The 18,322-nt window shown below is 66.7% G+C and carries 19 protein-coding genes; 7 read left to right on the top strand and 12 right to left on the bottom strand.

All coding sequences use genetic code 11. The features are described from left to right. Positions 1 to 3 precede the first annotated feature (3 nt). Entirely contained in the window at positions 4 to 885 is an 882-nt protein-coding gene (locus tag EPD80_RS00565; protein WP_142808591.1) for an NAD(P)-dependent oxidoreductase, read from the bottom strand. Between the two features lie 125 nt (positions 886 to 1,010). On the opposite strand from EPD80_RS00565, the gene lplT reads away from it, so the two are divergent. Beyond that, on the top strand, positions 1,011 to 2,261 hold the full coding sequence (gene lplT, locus EPD80_RS00560; protein WP_142803581.1) for a lysophospholipid transporter LplT: 1,251 nt from the start codon (positions 1,011 to 1,013) through the stop codon (positions 2,259 to 2,261). Positions 2,262 to 2,315: 54 nt separating this feature from the next. On the opposite strand, the gene EPD80_RS00555 is transcribed toward lplT, so the two are convergent. The 4 genes from EPD80_RS00555 to tsaB all read right to left on the bottom strand — a co-directional run bounded on the left by EPD80_RS00555 (position 2,316) and on the right by tsaB (position 5,873). Continuing rightward, positions 2,316 to 3,650 (bottom strand): ferredoxin reductase family protein, encoded by a 1,335-nt coding sequence (locus tag EPD80_RS00555; protein ID WP_142808589.1) that lies wholly within the window; start codon positions 3,648 to 3,650, stop codon positions 2,316 to 2,318. A gap of 113 nt (positions 3,651 to 3,763) precedes the next feature. Further along, positions 3,764 to 4,690 carry a uracil-DNA glycosylase gene (locus EPD80_RS00550; protein ID WP_142808587.1) on the bottom strand — a complete coding sequence of 309 codons (927 nt, stop codon included), beginning with the start codon at positions 4,688 to 4,690 and terminating at the stop codon, positions 3,764 to 3,766. Beyond that, the gene (gene rimI / locus EPD80_RS00545; RefSeq protein WP_221928752.1) at positions 4,687 to 5,169 is read right to left on the bottom strand and encodes a ribosomal protein S18-alanine N-acetyltransferase; all 483 of its coding nucleotides are present in this window, start codon (positions 5,167 to 5,169) and stop codon (positions 4,687 to 4,689) included. Before rimI ends, EPD80_RS00550 begins: the two co-directional genes overlap by 4 nt. Beyond that, positions 5,166 to 5,873, bottom strand: coding sequence for a tRNA (adenosine(37)-N6)-threonylcarbamoyltransferase complex dimerization subunit type 1 TsaB (tsaB, locus tag EPD80_RS00540; protein ID WP_142808585.1), 708 nt, complete (start codon positions 5,871 to 5,873; stop codon positions 5,166 to 5,168). Before tsaB ends, rimI begins: the two co-directional genes overlap by 4 nt. Positions 5,874 to 5,970: 97 nt before the next feature. Between tsaB and ompR the strand changes: the two genes are divergently transcribed. The 5 genes from ompR to EPD80_RS00515 all read left to right on the top strand — a co-directional run bounded on the left by ompR (position 5,971) and on the right by EPD80_RS00515 (position 9,860). After that, positions 5,971 to 6,714, top strand: coding sequence for an osmolarity response regulator transcription factor OmpR (ompR, locus tag EPD80_RS00535; RefSeq protein ID WP_028874531.1), 744 nt, complete (start codon positions 5,971 to 5,973; stop codon positions 6,712 to 6,714). After that, positions 6,711 to 8,102 (top strand): ATP-binding protein, encoded by a 1,392-nt coding sequence (locus tag EPD80_RS00530; RefSeq protein WP_142808583.1) that lies wholly within the window; start codon positions 6,711 to 6,713, stop codon positions 8,100 to 8,102. The genes ompR and EPD80_RS00530 overlap by 4 nt, the downstream gene beginning before the upstream one ends. Continuing rightward, a complete protein-coding gene (locus EPD80_RS00525; RefSeq protein WP_142808581.1) occupies positions 8,099 to 8,701 on the top strand; it encodes a septation protein A in 603 nt (200 codons plus the stop codon). The genes EPD80_RS00530 and EPD80_RS00525 overlap by 4 nt, the downstream gene beginning before the upstream one ends. Next, positions 8,694 to 8,960: a BolA family protein gene (locus tag EPD80_RS00520; protein ID WP_142808579.1), complete on the top strand. Its 267-nt coding sequence runs from the start codon at positions 8,694 to 8,696 to the stop codon at positions 8,958 to 8,960. The genes EPD80_RS00525 and EPD80_RS00520 overlap by 8 nt, the downstream gene beginning before the upstream one ends. A gap of 114 nt (positions 8,961 to 9,074) precedes the next feature. Beyond that, complete coding sequence (locus EPD80_RS00515; RefSeq protein ID WP_142808576.1) at positions 9,075 to 9,860, top strand: peptidylprolyl isomerase; 786 nt, start codon at positions 9,075 to 9,077, stop codon at positions 9,858 to 9,860. Positions 9,861 to 9,906: 46 nt separating this feature from the next. Here EPD80_RS00515 and EPD80_RS00510 read toward each other — a convergent pair whose 3' ends face one another. From EPD80_RS00510 to EPD80_RS00490, 5 genes are all read right to left on the bottom strand, one after another. Continuing rightward, a complete protein-coding gene (locus tag EPD80_RS00510; RefSeq protein ID WP_142808574.1) occupies positions 9,907 to 11,568 on the bottom strand; it encodes an AsmA-like C-terminal region-containing protein in 1,662 nt (553 codons plus the stop codon). A gap of 23 nt (positions 11,569 to 11,591) precedes the next feature. Further along, positions 11,592 to 13,388: an acyl-CoA dehydrogenase gene (locus EPD80_RS00505; RefSeq protein WP_142808572.1), complete on the bottom strand. Its 1,797-nt coding sequence runs from the start codon at positions 13,386 to 13,388 to the stop codon at positions 11,592 to 11,594. Positions 13,389 to 13,484: 96 nt separating this feature from the next. Then, positions 13,485 to 14,150: an energy-coupling factor ABC transporter permease gene (locus tag EPD80_RS00500; protein ID WP_142808570.1), complete on the bottom strand. Its 666-nt coding sequence runs from the start codon at positions 14,148 to 14,150 to the stop codon at positions 13,485 to 13,487. Between the two features lie 13 nt (positions 14,151 to 14,163). Next, positions 14,164 to 15,093 carry an electron transfer flavoprotein subunit alpha/FixB family protein gene (locus EPD80_RS00495; protein WP_142808568.1) on the bottom strand — a complete coding sequence of 310 codons (930 nt, stop codon included), beginning with the start codon at positions 15,091 to 15,093 and terminating at the stop codon, positions 14,164 to 14,166. A 17-nt stretch (positions 15,094 to 15,110) separates the two neighbouring features. Continuing rightward, complete coding sequence (locus EPD80_RS00490) at positions 15,111 to 15,860, bottom strand: electron transfer flavoprotein subunit beta/FixA family protein (protein WP_142808566.1); 750 nt, start codon at positions 15,858 to 15,860, stop codon at positions 15,111 to 15,113. A gap of 107 nt (positions 15,861 to 15,967) precedes the next feature. Between EPD80_RS00490 and EPD80_RS00485 the strand changes: the two genes are divergently transcribed. Next, positions 15,968 to 16,603 carry a TetR/AcrR family transcriptional regulator gene (locus EPD80_RS00485; RefSeq protein ID WP_142808564.1) on the top strand — a complete coding sequence of 212 codons (636 nt, stop codon included), beginning with the start codon at positions 15,968 to 15,970 and terminating at the stop codon, positions 16,601 to 16,603. 55 nt (positions 16,604 to 16,658) lie between these two features. Here EPD80_RS00485 and EPD80_RS00480 read toward each other — a convergent pair whose 3' ends face one another. Both EPD80_RS00480 and EPD80_RS00475 read right to left on the bottom strand, forming a co-directional pair. Continuing rightward, positions 16,659 to 17,468 (bottom strand): TatD family hydrolase, encoded by an 810-nt coding sequence (locus tag EPD80_RS00480; RefSeq protein ID WP_142808562.1) that lies wholly within the window; start codon positions 17,466 to 17,468, stop codon positions 16,659 to 16,661. After that, positions 17,462 to 18,259, bottom strand: a complete 798-nt coding sequence (locus EPD80_RS00475; protein WP_142803597.1) for an enoyl-CoA hydratase — start codon at positions 18,257 to 18,259, stop codon at positions 17,462 to 17,464. The genes EPD80_RS00480 and EPD80_RS00475 overlap by 7 nt, the downstream gene beginning before the upstream one ends. Positions 18,260 to 18,322: the final 63 nt, after the last annotated feature.

The raw sequence follows: 18,322 nt of genomic DNA, 5'->3' as shown, positions 1-18,322 counted from the left end.
GTCTCAACGCCCCTGCCCTCCTCTCATCTGCTCGAAGAGTTTGAGCACGGCGATCGAATCTTCCTCGCCCAGGCCGGCGCCGACGAGGGCGTTGAACCATTGCGCGGCCACCGCCGACAGGGGCGCGGGAACGCCGCTGCGGTGGGCTTCGTCGAGCACGATGCGCATGTCTTTCTGGTGCATCCACGCCTTGAAGCCGGGACGGAAGTTGCCCTCGAGCATGCGAGCGCCGTGGTTTTCCAGCACGCGGGAGTAGGCAGAGCCGCCCAAGAGCGCCGTGCGCACGCGGCTGGGGTCGACGCCTTCGGCGCGGGCGAGGTTGAAGGCTTCGGCCACGGCCACCACGGTGACACCGGTGAGGATCTGGTTGCAGGCTTTGGCGACTTGTCCGGCCCCACTCGAGCCGATCCAGGTGATGGTGCGTCCCATGGCTTCGAGCAGCGAACGTACGGTGGCGAAGGCGGCTTCGTCACCGCCAACCATGAACGTGAGCGTGCCCTCGATGGCGCCGATCTCGCCACCGGAGACGGGGGCATCGAGCATGAGAACGCCGCGCTCGGCGAGCCGTGCTGCGATGCGACGCGCGGCTTCGGGCGAGATGGTGCTGCAATCGACGTGGATGTGCCCCGGCTGGGCGCCGACGGCCACGCCCCGCTCTCCCAGGGTGACTTCTTCCACGTCCGGGGCATCGGCCACCATGGAAAAAGTGATGCGCACGCTGCGAGCGAGTTCGGCCGGAGAATCTGCGGCGATGGCTCCGGCTTCGATGAGCGGCGCCATCGATTCCCTGCGGCGAGCCCAGACGTGCACCCGGTGCCCCGCGCGCAGGAGGTTGAGCGCCATGGGGCGCCCCATCAGACCGAGACCGATGAAACCGACGTCCATGAGAACTTCTCCCGCGAAAAAATGCTCCCTCTTGCTTTTGGTGAGGATAGCAAAAAACGGCGCGACATCTTGCTACACTACGCACTCTTTTCGCCCGTTTCGCAGTCGCCCCAGGAGCGAGATCGATGCCCGGCGGTTTCTATTTCATCATGGCCGCGCAGTTCTTCTCTGCGCTGGCCGACAATGCCCTATTGATCGTTGCGATGGGCATCTTGCGCCATATCGAGGCGCCGCCCGAATACGAACCGCTCCTGAAATTTTTCTTCACCCTTTCCTACGTGCTGCTCGCGGCCTTCGTCGGCGCCTTCGCCGACTCGATGCCGAAGTGGCGCGTGATGCTCATCACCAATTCGATCAAGATCGTTGGATGTCTCCTCATCGTCTTCGGCGCGCATCCCTTGCTGGGTTATGCCATCGTCGGCATAGGTGCGGCGGCCTATTCCCCGGCCAAATACGGCATCCTCACCGAGTACCTGCCACACCGCCTTCTGGTGGTGGCCAACGGCTGGATCGAGGGGCTCACCGTCGGAGCGATCATCACGGGAACGCTGCTCGGGGGCATCCTGGTCGCCCCGGGGGTGGTTGACCGGTTCGACGCCTGGTTCCCCTGGCTGCACAATGGCCTATGGGTATCCCTGTTCGTGGTGGTGCTGCTCTATGGGGTGGCGGCGGTATTCAACTTCTACGTGCCCGACACCGGCGTGGCGCACGTGCCACTCAAGAAAAACCCCTTGTATCTCCTGCACGAATTCGGACATTATTTCTCTCTGCTGTGGCGCGACAAACTGGGACAGATCTCGCTGGCGGTGACCACGCTCTTTTGGGGCGCGGGGGCGACGCTGCAGTTGATCGTGCTCAAATGGGCCGAGGTGAATCTGGGCATGTCGCTGTCGCAGGCCACGCTGCTGCAGGGGGTGGTGGCCGTGGGCATCGCGATCGGCTCGGTGGCCGCCGCAAAATGGGTGGCACTGCGCGAAGCGCCGAGAGTGGTCCCGCTGGGCATCCTCATGGGATTCGTGACGATCGGCATGGTGTTCGTGTATTCGCTCACCCTGGCCATGGTACTCATGATCGTCATCGGCGCGCTGGCCGGTTTTTTCGTCGTGCCGATGAATGCCATGCTGCAGCATCGTGGTCACATCCTCATGGGCGCGGGGCATTCGATCGCGGTGCAAAATTTCAACGAGAATCTGGCCATCCTGGTGATGATTGGACTCTACGCGCTGCTGTTGTATTTCGACGTGTCGATCCATTGGGTGATCGCGCTCTTCGGGCTCCTCGTCTCGTGCACCATGATCGCCGTTTGGGCGTGGCACCGCGCCAACCAGCGCCATATCGACTCGCTCCATTTGCTGGAGATGATCGACCGCCACTGAAGGGCGATTGGCCCGCGCGCCTGCCCGACGGCTTGCGCGGCGCCCGGCGTCGTCCTAACGGAAGTCGAAGAATTCGCGATGGAATCGGCGGCGCACGTCGAATCCCACGGCGGTGAAGTCGCGCCGCAGCGCCTCGGCGAATCCCTCGGGGCCACAAAACCACAGGCTCGCCTCGCGCCATTGCGGCACGGCGGCGCGGATGCGCTCGCCCGTCAGCCGCCCGTCGCGCTGCGGCCAGACGAGATGCAGCCGCACCCCCACCTCCGTGGCAAGTGCTTGCAGCCGCGCCTCGACGACCTCATCCGGCGCCGAGAGCGAATGGAAGTAATCGACCGGGCAGGAGGGCGAACCACGCAGCGCCTTCTGCTGCAAAGCGGCGAGAAACGGCGTCACGCCCACGCCGCCGCTCACCCAGATCTGGCGCGGTGCCTCGTCGTCGAAGGTAAAGCCGCCGTAAGGCCCCTCGAGACGCACCTCTTGCCCAGGCCGCAGCCGCTGCGGCAAGCTGCGGGTGTAGTCCCCCAACGCCTTGACGACGAAAGACAGTCGCGGCGAGCGCTCGTCCCAGGCGCTGGCGATGGTGAACGGATGAGCCTTTTCCTGCGCATCGAGCCCGAGGAAAGCGAATTGCCCTGCCTCATGCCCCGGCCAGCGCTGGGGCGCCACGGTGAGCGTGACCGCTCCCACGCCCGGTAGCGGCTCCACCGTTTCCAACCGCCCCGCAACGCGCCGCGTGGCGCCAATGCGCCCGGCGAGCGAGACGACGGCGGCAAAGACTCCGGCGGCGATCTCCAGGGCGAGCAGCCCGCCCAAGGGCGTACCCCAGTAGGGGAATTTCACGAGCACGAGGGCGTGGAAGGCGAAGACGAGGAACAGCACGGGAATCACCCGATGCACTTTGGCGAAGACGTGATACGGCACGCGGCGCAACAGCGCGATCAGCAAGAGCGGCACGGCGACGTAGAAGGCCCACTCGCCCATCGTCTCGGCCAGGCCACGCACGGCACGAAACGCGGCCTCGATCTCATTGCTCGGTTCCGGCCGCGGCCCGCGCGCCGGCCGGGCGATCCAACCCAGCTGCACCGCCCATTTCGGCCCCTTGGCCCACAGCCAGTGGACGAGCGCGAAGACGAGCGCGCCGATGCCCACCCACTTGTGCAGGCGATAGGTCTTGTCCAGACCACCGAAGAGCCGTTCGACGCAGCGAAGGCGCAGGGCGAGCACCATGGCCGCGCTCATGCAACCGAAGGCGAGCACGCCGCTCAACTGCGTCATCGCTTCGCGCCAGGCGAAGAAGGTGCCCGCTTCGTAGAATCTCGGCTCGGCCGCCAGCCACAGCAACGCAGAGCCGAGCAGCAGGATCCACAACCCGTAGCGAATCCGATCCATTGCATACCTCCACAAGCAGAATTTATCCCATAGACATTGCCATAGGATAACCGCTCGTGAAGGACGAAGGCTTAACCCGAAATGAACGCCGCGTAACGAAAACGCTCGATGCGCTACCCCTGCCCGTCGACGAGCGCCCGGGCCCGGCATAGATCCTCCCAGGCCTTGGCCTTGTCGGCGGGGTTGCGCAGGAGGTAGGCGGGATGATAGGTGACCACGACGGGGATGTCGCCGTAGCGAAAGATTTGGCCCCGCGCCTGGGCGATCTTGATCTCTTCGCCGAGAAGGGCGAGCGCCGCCGGACGTCCCAAGGCCACCAGCACCCGCGGGCGCACGAGGGCGATCTGGCGCAAGAGGAACGGCGCACAGACCGCGATCTCCTCGGGCGTGGGCGTGCGATTGTCCGGCGGGCGGCACTTGACCGCGTTGGCGATATAGACCCGGGTGCGATCCAGCCCCAGGGCGAAGAGCATGGCGTCGAGCAATTTTCCCGCTGGGCCGACGAAAGGCTCGCCGCGTCGATCTTCCTCGCGCCCCGGACCTTCGCCCACGAACATCCAGCGAGCCTGACGGTTGCCCACACCGGGCACCGCCTGGGTGCGCGTACGGTGCAGCGGACAGGCGGTACAGGCGCGGATCTCCGCTTCCAACGCCTCCCAGTCGAGCGTGGCGATGCGCGCGGCGCGCTCCGGGTCGACGGTCCGTGCCGGAATGCCAACGGCAGGCGCAGCGGGCGTGGCAGGAACCGGGCGAAGATCCGGACGCTTGCCGACCGGGCTGGAGGAAGGGCGAGGCGGCTGCCTCGGAGCGCGTTCCCTGGCCGATGCCGACGATGCCGCCCCGGCTGCGGCGGGCTTCTGCGGTGGCGTATCCAGGGCCTGGTCGGTCGGGGCCGCGACGGCAGGGGATTCTTGGTGCGCGCCCTTGGCTTCACCCGCCTCGCCGGCCGCTCGCAAGCGGGTACGCAGGCGCCACAGCGGCGTCAAGCCCATTTCCTCCAGTCGGGCAAAGCGCTCTTTTTCGTCGACCGGCACGCTCATCGAACGAGTTCCCGCTGCATCACCAGCGCGTCTTCCCTTGCCCCCTCCCGCGTGGCGTAATAGCCGCGACGCCGGGCGACGATGGCAAAACCGCTACGCTGATAGAGGGCGATCGCCGCTTGGTTGGAGACGCGCACTTCCAGCCAGACCGTGGTGGCGCCGCGTTCGCGCGCCTCCTCGAGCGCGGCCTCCAGCATCTCCCGCCCCAGGCCACGGCCGCGATGGGCCGGGTCGATCGCCAGGTTCAAGATCTCGGCCTCGCCTGCGACGAGCAGCAGGATGAGAAAACCGACCGGTTCGGCCGCCGCGGTCGTGGGATCATCCCCGGACAGCACTTCCGCCATCCAGCAGGCGTACCCGGCGGTGAGCGCCTCGCGGAAGCTCTTTTCGCTCCAAGGAATTTCCTGCGCGGTGCGCTCGAGCGCCGTCACCCAGGGCAGATCGTCCTCGCGCATGGCACGCAGGCGCAGCCAATTCACGGCGCCGGCATCCTGCGCTGGCGCAAGGCGGCCTGCTCCTCGGCCGTGAGCGCCACCTTGTCGCGCACGTAGTAGGGCGCGGCCTCCCAGGGCGGAACCGTCCGCCCCTCGGCGAACGCACGCCGCGCGAGCCGAAGCAGGTCGCGGGCCTGGACCGTGGCATCGAGCACGACCTCGAGCGCGCCGGCGCGGATGGGCTCCGGTAGCCTTGGCCACAGCGCCTCCATCCCTTGGCCGACGATATGCCATGGGCCATCCGCCGGAGGCAGGGGAACCGCCTCCGGTACCTCCACGCCCGCTTCGGTGAGCGATTCGAGGCGCCCCCCGGAGCAACGAAACCAGGCGTGATAGCATTGCCCCATGCGGGCATCGGCGAGCGCCAGCACCGTTGCCTCGCCCGCCTGCGCCGCCAGCGCTTCTAGCGTACCAACGGGCACGAGCGGCAGCGACCACGGCATGGCGAGCCCTTGCGCCGTGGCGCAGGCGAGCCTCAGCCCGGTGAAGGCCCCGGGGCCGGCGCCAAACGCGATGGCGGAGAGCCGCTCCACGGTGAGCCCCGCTTCGGCGAGCACGGCGTGCACCGCGAGCAAGAGGTGTTCGGCGTGTCGGGCGTAGCCCTGCAGACGGCGCTCCCAGACGGTATCGCCACGCTGTAGCGCCACGGAGGCGATTTCGCCGGAAGTTTCGATCGCGAGCAGATCCATGCGGGCATTTTACCGCCGGGTGGGGCTTTTTCGCGCGTGATCTGCGACAATTCCATCGAACGCCGTTGACGTTTTTCCAGCCGGGGAGGATCGCACCATGAATGAGATCGGCCGTTGCCGCGTCCTGCTCGTCGATGACGACGCCCGCCTGCGCGAGCTGCTCACGCGCTTTCTGCAAACCCAGGGTTTTCCCGTCAAGGCCGTGGCCGACGGGGCAGCCATGGAGCGGGCGTTGGAGCGCGAGCATTTCGACATGGTCATTCTCGACCTGATGCTACCGGGCGAAGATGGGCTCACGCTGTTGCGCCGTCTACGCCAGCGCGAGGCACCGCTCGGGGTCATCATGCTCACCGCCAAGGGTGACGAGGAAGACCGTATCCGCGGGCTGGAGCTGGGCGCGGACGATTATTTGCCCAAGCCCTTCAACCCGCGCGAACTGGTGGCGCGCATCCACGCCGTGATGCGCCGCCGCCCGCGCGAACCGCTCGGCGCCCCGGCGCCCCAAGGGGGTACGGTAGTTTTCGGCGACAACGTGCTCGACCTCACCACGCGCCGCCTGACGCGCCACGGTGAGGAAATTCCGCTCACTACCGGCGAATTCGCCGTCCTGCGCGTGCTCGCCGAACATCCCAACCAGCCCATGACCCGCGACAAGCTCATGGAGCTCGCCCGTGGCCGGGAACATGGTCCCTTCGATCGCGCCATCGACGTGCAGATCAGCCGCCTGCGCCGCCTCGTCGAACCCGATCCGAGCAAACCGCGCTACATCCAGACCGTCTGGGGCGTGGGCTACGTCTTCGTCCCCGATGCGCCTGCCGAGGAGCCTGAATCCTCGCCATGAGCGAGTCGCGTGAAAAAGGGCTACGGGCACTGCTGTGCCGGGTGAGCCTCTTCTGGCAGCTTTTCGTCTCGATCACCGCGCTGCTCCTTGCCGCCGCCACCAGCTGGTGGTGGCTGTCCTGGCAGATCGAGACGGAACAGCGTGCCCGCGACAATGCCCGGCTGATCGCCTCGGTGATCAACCTGACGCGCTCGGCGCTGCGCCACACCCCGCAGCGTTTCCAGGGCGACTTGATGATCGATTGGGTCACGCTCGAGGGGATTGCCGTCTACCCGGCCGATTTCGGCGACGAAGTCGAGCCGCTGCCCGACGACGACCCCGATCGCGCCCTGCAGGAGGAACTGCGCCGACTGCTCGGCCCCTCTACCCAGGTAGGGAAGAGCTGGCGCGACCAGCCCGGACTGTGGGTATATTTCCGCCTCTCGCCGGACGATCCGCGCGGCTACTGGCTGCGTTTTCCCCCCGAACGCATCCCCCGTCCCGACCCTTGGCAATGGATGATGCTCGCCGGGGTCATCCTCGTGCTGGCGCTCTTCGGCGCCTTCGTCATTGCCCGCTGGATCAGCGGCCCGCTGCGCGTGCTGCGCCGCGCCGCCGAGACGGTGGCCGCCGGCGGCCAGCCCACCTTGCTGCCCATGCCCGCCTCGGCCGAGCTCGCCCAACTGGTGCTTGCCTTCAACACCATGGTCGAGCGGCTGCGGCTCAATGAAACCGAGCGGGCGCTCATCCTCGCCGGCGTATCGCACGACGTGCGCACCCCCCTTACGCGCTTGCGGCTCGCTTTGGCGATGCTCGCCATCGACGAGCACGAAGCCCGGGCGTTGGAGGCCGACCTCGACGACATCGATCGCATCGTCGGCCAGTTTCTCGACTATGCCAAGGTGGACGCGCTCGCCGCCGACGAAACCTTCGAGCTCAATGCCCTCGTCGAAGAAGTCGTGGCCAAGGAACGTTTGCGCGGCACGCCCATCGAATGGAAAAGCGACGCGCCCCGCATCTTCGTGCGCGCCAATCGCGCGGCCTTGCGCCGGGTGCTGGTCAACCTCATCGACAACGCGAAGAAATATGCCGGGACCGAACGCCCCATCGAGATCCTGCTCGACGAGGATGCCGCCGTCCCCATGCTTACCGTGGCCGACCGCGGCCCAGGCATTCCCGAAGACCAGCTCGAGCGGGTGCTCGCCCCTTTTGCGCGTACCGAATCGGCCATGCGCAGCGGCGTGACGGGCTCGGGCTTGGGGCTAGCCATCGTCAAGCGCACCATCGAGGCGCTCGGCGGGCGCCTCACGCTCGCCAACCGCGACGGCGGCGGGCTTGCCGTGACCCTCGAACTGCCGCCCACACCCCCTCCGCTTCCCAACCCTTCCTCCTCGCAGGACGCCCCATGAAACTGCTTTTCGACCTCCTTCCCATTCTCGTCTTCTTTCTCGCTTATCGAGTCGCCGGACTCTTTCCCGAAGCGGTCGCTCCCTTGGGAACCGTCTTGGCAGCGCCCCCTTCGACCCTGCCCCTTCTGATCGCCACTGCCGCGACGATGCTCGCGACCGTCGCCCAGATCCTGGCGTTGCGCCTGCGCGGGCGCCCCGTCGATCGCATGCTGTGGGTGAGTTTCGCTCTGGTCACGGTCCTGGGCGGGGCGACGCTCTTCCTGCACGATCCCGCCTTCATCCAGTGGAAGCCCACGGCGCTGTACTGGAGTTTCGCCGCCGCGCTCATCGGCGCCCGGCTTTTGCGCCGCAATCTGATCCGCAGCGCCATGCAGGCGCAGCTGCGACTTCCCGACCCCGTCTGGGCGCACCTCTCCGACTTGTGGAGCGGATTCTTTCTCGTGCTCGGGGCGCTCAATCTCTACGTCGCATGGAATTATTCCGAAGCGGCCTGGGTGAATTTCAAGCTCTTCGGCACCCTAGGAGCGACCGTGCTCTTCGTGCTCGCCCAATCCCTTTGGTTGTCCCGTCATCTGCAAGAGGAAAAATCCGATGCTTGAACCCGAACGTGTCGTCGCGCTGCGCCGGCGCCTGCAGGCACTCGAACCGCTCGAGCTGGAGATCCACGACGATAGCGCCGCGCACGCCGGCCACGCCGGAGCGGCCGGCGGCGGACATTACCGCGTGCGCATCGTCTCGCCGCGCTTCGCGGGGCTGTCCCGGGTGCAGCGCCATCGTCTGGTGTTCGCCGCCGCGGGCGATCTGATGCAGCGAGGCGTGCATGCACTGGCCATCACCGCGCTCGCTCCAGGGGAGTGAGACGTGCTTGCATTTTGCAACACGGACGCATCCACCTTTCTTCCGCCATCGGTTAAACTCCATGCTACGGTGCCCGTCACGGCGCGCCGATTCTTCATCCGTGAAAGGAAACCCATGTACGCCAAACTCCGCACTCCCGTCCGGGCCGCCGTCCTCGGGCTCGGACTCGTCGCCCTGCCCGCCATGGCCCAACACGTCGCCAAGGTCAATGGACAGCCCATTCCCCAGATCTACATGGACGTGATCATCAAGGAACAGGTCGCCCAGGGGCTGCCCGACAACGAGCAGCTGCGTCAGGCAGTCAAGGAGGAACTCATCCGCCGTGCCGTCATCGCCGAGCAGGCGAAGAAGGCGGGGCTCGACAAGAAAGCCGAAGTGAAGGCCGAGATGGAGCTCGCCCGCCAGGGCGTGCTCGTTCGCGCCTACCTCAAGGATTTCGTGGCCAAGAACCCCGTGAGCGAAGAAGAGATCAAGAACGCCTACGCGAAAATCACGGCGATGTACTCGGGCGATGAATTCCACACGCGCCACATCCTCGTGGAAAAAGAAGAGGAAGCCAAGGACATCATCGCCAAACTCGGGAAAGGCGCCTCATGGGACGAGCTGGTCAAGCAGTCGCAAGACCCGGGCAGTAAAGACAGGGGGGGCGATCTCGGCTGGGTGACGCCCGACATGTTCGTACCAGATTTCGGCACGGCGCTGGGCAAGATGCAGAAGGGCGAGACCTCCAAGACCCCGGTCAAGACCCAGTTCGGCTACCACGTGATCCACGTCGACGACGTGCGTCCGCAAAGCCCGCCGCCGCTCGAACAGATCCGCCCGCAGATCGAACAGCAGCTGCAGCAACAAAAGATCCAGAATCATCTCGAAGAACTGGTCGCCAAAGCCAAGGTCGAGTAAGCGCGAGAAGTCCGCCCACGGGGCGGATTCCCCGCTCGTACCCGTTTCAGCGACCGATCAAGCCGCGGAAGATCTCCTTCACCGCGGGGACGACCGGTGGCGCTTCTTCCTGCTGCGATTCCTCCTGCGTCGGGGCGATCCGTCGCCGGATCGCCTCCTTGGCAAAATCCTTGGCCAGTTCCTCGGTCACCACCCGGTAGGAGGGCGAAGCGAGCGGCCCCGTCACTTCCAGCGGGATCGGCAACCCGAGCAGGATGGCGAGCGGTCCGTCTCGCTGCACCTCGGGCGTGGCGGCCAATCGCACCTGCAGGCGATAATCGAGCCGCGAGCGGATCAGATCCACGCGGCCGGCACCCTCGGCGGTGAAGAGCGCCGTGCGGCCGAAGAGATCGTCGTTGCGCAACACACCACCGGCCAGCACCCCGCTGCCGGAGAGCTCTTCGAACGGCGTGCGGTCCCTGCCGCCGCCGGTCGGCCGCTCGCCGCGCAGCACGGCCGAAGCATCGCGCAACAGCCGTTCGACGTCTACCCCTAGCACGGCCCCGTCGCGCACCTGTGCGCGCAGCGTGCCCTGGGCCGAGCGCAGCGCCTCCTCAGCCGTCAGCCCCCGCCCGCGCAGGGCAAAGTCGACGCTTCCTTGGCCGGTGAGCAAAGATTTGCCGTGCACGGCGGTGAGCAGACGCGCCACGTCGACGCCCCTGAACCCCCCTTCGCCCTGCCAGTGAGGCGACCCGGCGAGATCGTTCAGGCTCGCCTCGAGGCGCAGGGTCCCGCCGTAGGCGGTTCCGGTGAGCGCCGTCTCCACGCGATCGCCTCGCAGATCTGCCCCGAGCCGCCCTTGCAGCGCGACCTCGTCTACACGGAGCTCGAGCGCGTCCAGGTGCAGCGCGGCGGCGTCGGCCTGCATGTCGGAAGACAGGCTCACCCGACGTAGAAGGGACGACGGCAGATCGAGCGCCACGCCCTGCGCCTCGAGCCAAGCGCGAAGATCGAACTCCGGCACTTCCAGCCGCCCCACCCAGCGCGGCGCGTGCTGCCACTGCTCCAGCCGGCCTTCCAGGCTTATCTGGCTGAGCTTGGACAGCACCAGGGTCGCTTTCAGCGGCACCGGTGCCTCGAACGCCACCGGCCCGGCCTCGAGCGCGAGCGGCCCGAGGCGAAATGGTTGCTCGCGCTCCGCCCCATACCACAGGACATACGCCTCGCGCACCGCCACGCGGCCCAAAGCAAGCGGCAGGGCGGCCGCCCGCGCCCCCGCCGGCTCGGCCGCAGGCGCGGGTTCGGCCTCGGCTCCGGACGGCGCGGCCATGGACGTCGGACGGTCGAACCGCCAGTTCTCCCGCCCGTCGGAGCGGCGCTCGAGGTACAGGCGCACACCTTCCAGCGTGAGCGCATCCACCTCGAGCCGGCGGGAGAACAGTGCCCAAGGGTCCACCCCGAGCGCGAGCCGATCAATCTCGGCCAGGGCGGGGGAAGTGAACCCCGGCGGATTGCCCAGGCTCACCGCCTGCGCTTCGAGCGCGAGCCGGGGCCAGAGCGCGAGCTGCAACTCACCCCGCACCTCGAGGGAACGCCCCAGGTGGGCCTGCGCCCAGCGGTCGATCTCGTCGCGGTAGCGCGCCGCATCGAAAGTGGCTACGAACACCACCAGCGCAGCCACGGCGATGGCAACGAGCGCGAGTACACCAAGGAGCAGGCGTTTCATCATGGGACGTCCCTCGTTACCCAGGTTCAGAACATCTCCTCGTCGAGTGCGAGCACGCCGGCCGAGCCTTCGCTGACCGTCACGCCCAGGGCCGGGGCGCGGGCGAGGACATGGTCGGCATAGAAACGCGCCGTGCCGATCTTGGCCCGGTAGAACGCCGAATCTTCCGCCCCTTCGGCCAGACGCTTGGCCGCCACCAGCGCCGACAGACCGAGCTGCCAGCCGCCGCAGACGATGCCGAAGAGCTCGAGCAGCGGCACCGAGACCGCATGGGCCGCTTTTGGATTGGACCCGTAGGTCTCGAGGATGTAGGCCACGCCTTTTTCCAGAGCGTCGATGCCGGCGCCCAGCCGGCGCGCAAGCACGCCGAATTCCTCGCCGGGCTGGGCACGCAGTTTCTCCGCCGCCAGCCGCATCTCTTCGATGAGCCCGCGGGCGATGACGCCGCCGTTGCGGGCGATCTTGCGGCCGATGAGATCGTTGGACTGGATCGCGGTGGTCCCTTCGTAGATGGGGGTGATGCGCGCATCACGGTAGTGCTGCGCTGCGCCCGTCTCTTCGATGAACCCCATGCCGCCATGCACCTGGATGCCGAGCGAGGCGATGGTCACTGAGTTCTCGGTGCACCACCCCTTGACCACGGGGGTCATGAGCTCGACGAAACCGCGGCTGCGCTGGCGCACCGACTCGTCCGGATGGTGATGGGCCAGGTCGAACGCCGCCCCCACCGTATAGGCGAGCGCACGCATGGCCTCGGTCTGCGATTTCATCAGCATCAGCATGCGTCGCACGTCGGGGTGGCGGATGATGGGCACGCGAGGTCCGCTCTTGACCCCGACTTCGAACCCCTGGACGCGCTCCTTGGCGTAGGAGAGCGCCTTCTGATAGGCGCGCTCGGACAGCGCCAGACCTTCGAGGCCGACGGCGAAGCGCGCCTCGTTCATCATGATGAACATGTATTCGAGACCGCGGTTGGGCTCACCCACCAGGGTGCCGACCGCGCCGCCGTGGTCACCGAAAGAGAGCACGCAGGTGGGGCTGGCGTGGATGCCGAGCTTGTGTTCGATGGAAACACAGCGCACGTCGTTGCGCGCCCCGAGGCTGCCGTCGGCATTGACGAGGAATTTCGGCACGACGAAGAGGGAGATGCCCTTCACCCCCTCGGGCGCGCCGGGCAGGCGCGCGAGCACGAGGTGCACGATGTTCTCGGCCAGGTCGTGTTCGCCGTAGGTGATGAAGATCTTCTGGCCGTAGAGCTTGTAGGTGCCGTCGCCCACCGGCTCGGCGCGGGTGCGCACCGCCGAGAGGTCGGAGCCGGCCTGCGGCTCGGTGAGGTTCATCGTGCCGGTCCACTCGCCGCTCACCATCTTGGGCAGGTACATCTTCTTCTGCTCGGGCGAGCCGCACAGCATGAGGGCCTCGATCGCCCCCTGGGTGAGCATGGGGCACAGCGAGAAGGCGAGGTTCGAGCCTTTCCACAACTCCATCACGGCGGTGGCCACCACCTTGGGCAACCCTTGCCCGCCGAACTCGGGCGAGCAGGCAAGCGCCGTCCACCCCCCCTGGCGGAAAGCGGTGTAGGCCTCCTTCCAGCCGGGCGCCGTCTTCACTTCGCCCTCCTGCCACACGGCCCCGTGCACGTCACCGACCCGATTCAGGGGGGCGAGCACTTCTTCGGCGAACTTGCCGCCCTCTTCGAGGATGGCCGCCACCACGTCGGGGCTCGCCTCCTCGCATTGCGGCAGGCGGGCGATCCGCTCGAGGCCGATCAGCTCTTCGAGCACGAAACGCATGTCTTTCAGCGGGGCACGATATTCACTCATGGATTACTCCTACAGGGTTTTCGTCGTTCGAATCCCGGAGCCTGGGCTCCGGTACCTGTTCCCTTTCCACCCCGGTCGAATGCCGGCTTCGTTTTTTCATTTGTTTTTCAGGTATCGGGCATCGTCGAAGGCCGCCACCCAGTCCGGACGATAGACCACGAACATCGTGATCACCACCCCACTGAGCCACGATTCGGCAAAGCCCATGAGCACGAAATAAGGTGCCCAATCTTGCAGCAGATGCTCCAGGGTATAGGCTCCAGCCCCCCAAAGCACCAGGATGGCGAGCGCCCCTTCGACGAGCAGCGTCAATCCCGAACCGAAGAAGGCCACCACGAAAATGAACACGAAAAAGTGCGGCGGCAAGGAGCGTGCGATGAAGCGACGCCAAGCATCGGCGAAGACCACCGGACAGAGCGCGGTCACGAGGAAATTGAGTGCGAACGCCGGCGCGTCGAACGCGCCGTTCGCACAGACCACGGCGAGCGCCAAGCCGAGCGCCAGAGTAGCGAGCGGCGCCCCCAGCGAGAGCGTGGCCGCCATCGCCCCCAACACGTGGAAGGTGAGCCCGGCTTCGATGCCAGCACGGATGCTCCACAGCAAGGCCAGACCCAGCGCCCATCCCGCGACGAGATGGAAACGCCGGTCGTCCTTGAGCGCCTGCCAGGGGGTACGGCGCCAGCTGCGCCAGATCCACGCAGCGAACAGCAGCCACGACCCGGCGATCCATTCCGCGGAGAAGAGCGCCGAAGGCAGGTTCATCGCGCCGCGCGGCTCACAATTTCTGCGTCAGCTCCGGCACCGCCTGGAAGAGATCGGCCACCAGGCCGTAATCGGCCACCTGGAAAATCGGCGCTTCGGGATCCTTGTTGATCGCCACGATCACCTTGGAATCCTTCATGCCGGCCAGGTGCTGGATGGCCCCCGAGATGCCGATGGCGACGTAGAGCTCGGGCGCGACGATCTTGCCGGTCTGCCCCACCTGATAGTCGTTGGGCGCGTAGCCCGCGTCGACGGCGGCGCGCGAGGCGCCTATGGCCGCGCCGAGCTTGTCGGCGAGCGGTTCGAGCAACTCGTGAAACTTCTCCGCGCTCCCCAGGCCGCGCCCGCCGGAGACGATCACCCGGGCGTTCGTCAGCTCGGGGCGGGCCGACTTGGTCACCTCCCGGCCAACCACCTTGGTGGGCCCCGACTCGGCGATGGCCTCGATCGTTTCGATGGGCGCGTTTCCACCTTCCCCTACGGCATCGAACGCCGTACCGCGCACGGTGATCACCTTGACGGGATCGCCCGAGCGCACGGTGGCGAGCGCATTACCCGCGTAGATCGGGCGCACGAAGGTGTCGGCGTCGATCACTTTCACGATGTCGGAGATCTGCGCCACGTCCAGCAAAGCGGCGATGCGCGGGGCCACGTTCTTGCCGAAGGCCGTGGCCGGCACGAGGATGTGGGTGTATTCCTTGGCGATTTGGAGCGCCTGGGCGGCGAGCGCCTCGGCGGTGAGATCGGCGAGCGCCGGCGAATCGGCCAGCAGCACCCGGGCCACGCCTTCGAGCTTGGCCGCCTGCTCGGCGACCGCCCGGCAGCCATGGCCGGCCACCAGCACGTCGGCTGCCGCACCCAGCGCCTTGGCCGCCCCCAGGGCGTGCGCCGTGGCCGGGGCGAGTTTCTGGTTGTCGTGTTCGGCGATGACGAGAATCTTCATGGTATTGGGCTCCCCGCTCAGATCACTTTGGCTTCGTTGCGCAGTTTCTCGATGAGCTCATCGACGCTGCCGACCATCACGCCCGCCTTGCGCTTGGGCGGCTCTTCGACCTTGAGCGTGGCGAGCCGCGGCGTGACGTCTACGCCGAGCGCTTCGGGCGTGAGCGTGTCGATGGGCTTTTTCTTCGCCTTCATGATGTTGGGAAGCGTCGCGAACCGGGGTTCGTTCAGACGCAGGTCGGTGGTGATGACCGCAGGCAAAGGCAGTTCGAGCGTCTCCAGCCCCCCGTCGACTTCACGCGTTACAGTGAGTTTGCCGTCGGTGACTACTACCTTGGACGCGAAAGTAGCCTGCGGCCAACCGAGCAGCGCCGCCAACATCTGACCGGTTTGGTTCGCGTCGTCGTCGATTGCCTGTTTGCCGGCGATCACCAATCCTGGTTGTTCTTTCTCCACCACGGCTTTGAGGAGTTTGGCCACCGCCAGCGGCTGCAGCTCCACGTCGGTCTGCACCAGGATGCCGCGATCGGCCCCCATGGCCATGGCCGCGCGCAGCGTTTCCTGACACTGGGCCACGCCGCAGCTCACAGCCACGACTTCACTCGCTACGCCCGCCTCTTTGAGCCGGATCGCCTCTTCCACGGCGATCTCGTCGAAGGGGTTCATGGACATTTTGACGTTGGCGGTATCCACGCCGCTGCCGTCGGGCTTGACGCGGATCTTGACGTTGTAATCCACTACACGTTTGACCGGTACTAGGATCTTCATTTTTCTCCCCGAGTTGAGTATGCCATCTCGACCTCGCCCGGCCGAGCCGGGCCACCCCTTGCGGGATCGTGTTCCATACGGTATCGTATGGAATGGATTTCGTCAAGATGGCAACGGTGAACGACCTAAATCGCCCTCCCTCCGAGCGTACCCCGCTCGATCGATCTGCCTGGATCGAGGCGGCGATCGAACTCATCGCCAGCGAAGGGATCGCCGGGCTGCGCATCGAAACGCTGGCTCGCCGCCTGCGCGTCACCAAGGGCAGTTTCTACTGGCATTTCCGTGACCGGCGCTCACTCCAGCAAGCGCTGCTCGAACACTGGCGCGAGGGGCGCATCCGCGACATCCACAAGCAGACTCGCGCCATCCCCGGCCATGAGGCCGAGCAGTTGCGCCACGTGATCGACGTCTATAGCGCGAGCCGCAACCGCAAGGGCATCCTCATCGAACTCGCCATCCGCGAATGGGCGCAGCGCGATTCGGAAGTGGCCGAAGTGGTGGCCGAAGTCGATGCGATCCGGCTCGCCTGCGCCCGCGATCTGTTTCTCGCCCTGGGGCTCACGGAAGAAGAGGCCACGGCGCGGGCCACGCTCCTCTACGCCTACGTCTTCGGTTTCTCGCTCATGCACGTCGAGCGCATGCCGCAGGAAATCGAGCGTCTGAAAACGCGCATCGCCGGCTGGATCACGGGCCCCGCCGCCAACGACCCCTTGGAAAGCGGCGAGCGCTTGCACGCCGAATGAAGAATGCCGCACCTTGCACTTGCGCACCGCAGCAGGTCCTGGTGCCCGAAGTAAGTCACAGCCGGAGCACGCGGCGCGCGTTCTCACCCGTGCGCTCGATCACCTCGGCAAGAGGACAGCCGCGCAGTTCGGCGAGAATCTCGGCGTAGCGCGCCAGATCGGCCGGCACGGTGCGCCGATCCCGAGCCCAGGCGGGGGGGATGTCCGGCCCGTCGGTCTCGAGCACGATCGCCTCCCAGGGCAGCTCGGCGGCCAGTCGGCGTACCTGGCGCGACCCTTCGTAGCTCATCGCGCCGCCGAATCCCAGGGCAAACCCCAGCCGCAACGCCCTTTCCGCCTGGGCGAAGGAGCCATTGAAGGCATGCAGGATGCCGCCGACCAGACGATGTTTCGCCAGACTCTGGAGCACGTCCTCGACGGCGCGGCGCACGTGCAGGATCACCGGCAGTCCGAGTTGCTGTGCCAGGCGCAGCTGGGCTTCGAACCAGGGCCGCTGCACTTCGAGCGCAGGGGCGGCGACGAAACGATCGAGCCCGATTTCCCCGATCGCCACACAGGGGTGCGACTCGATCCAGGATTTCAGCTGCGCCATCGCCGCGGCGCAGGCGGCCGGCACATCCAGCCGGGTGTCGGCGAGCGCCTCGGCGTGGCGCTGCGCCTGCGCCACATAGAGCGGATGCACCCCCCAGGCGAGCCGCGCTTCGGGCACGTCCCGGCATTTCTCCGCCTGCCGGGCAAAGCGCGCCGGCTCCACGCCCGGTACGACGAAGAGGCCGATGCCGCAAGCGCGCGCCGCCGCGAGCAAGGCACCGCGATCGGCGTCGTATTCTTCGGCGTCCCAGTGCAGGTGGGTATCGATCAGCATCCGCGCCACTGCGGCGGGCGTTTCTCGATGAAGGCGTCGATCCCTTCGGCGGCATCCTCGGCCATCATGTTGCAGGCCATCACCTCGCCGGCAAGCTGGTAGGCCGCCTCGATCCCCATCTCCAGCTGACGGTAGAAAAGCTCTTTGCCCATGCGTACCGCCACCGGAGATTTCGCCTTGATCGAAGCGGTGAGTCGCTCTACTTCCTCGTCGAGCGCCTCCGGGGGGACGACGCGATTGACGAGGCCGCGACGATGGGCCTCCTCGGCGTCGATGAATTCTCCCGTGACCAGCATCTCGAACGCCTCCTTGCGCCCCATGTTGCGCGACAGGGCCACGGAGGGAGTCGAGCAGAACAGTCCAACGTTGATGCCGGAGACGGCAAAGCGCGCCTCGCTACTCGCCACGGCGAGGTCGCACATGCCCACGAGCTGGCAACCGGCGGCGGTGGCGATGCCATGCACGCGCGCGATCACTGGCACCGGCAGCCGGATGAGGGAGAGCATCACCTCGGAGCACAGTGCGAAGAGCCGGCGCTGAAAATCCAGCGTACGATTGGCCCGCATCTCCTTGAGATCGTGCCCGGCACAAAAGGCTTTGCCGGCACCGGCGAGCACGACCACGCGCACGTCCGGGTCCTGCGCCGAACGCACTGCCTCGCGCAAAGCTTCGAGCATGGCCCAGGAGAGCGCGTTGTACTGCTGTGGCCGGTTCAGGGTGAGGGTGAGCACGCCGTCTTCGAGCCGCGAGTGCACCAAGGGCTCGGCGGCGTTCGTGTGGGATTGGTCCATGTTCTGGTCTCCTCCGGGAAGTGGATCACGGCGCGATCCCGCGAAGGATTCGCACACTGGATC

The sequence above is a fragment of the Tepidiphilus olei genome (assembly GCF_006980705.1).
GTDB classification, from domain to species: Bacteria; Pseudomonadota; Gammaproteobacteria; order Burkholderiales; family Rhodocyclaceae; genus Tepidiphilus; species Tepidiphilus olei.
The sequence above is the reverse complement of the archived record's forward strand: the minus strand, read 5'-3'. Positions and strand labels throughout refer to the sequence as shown.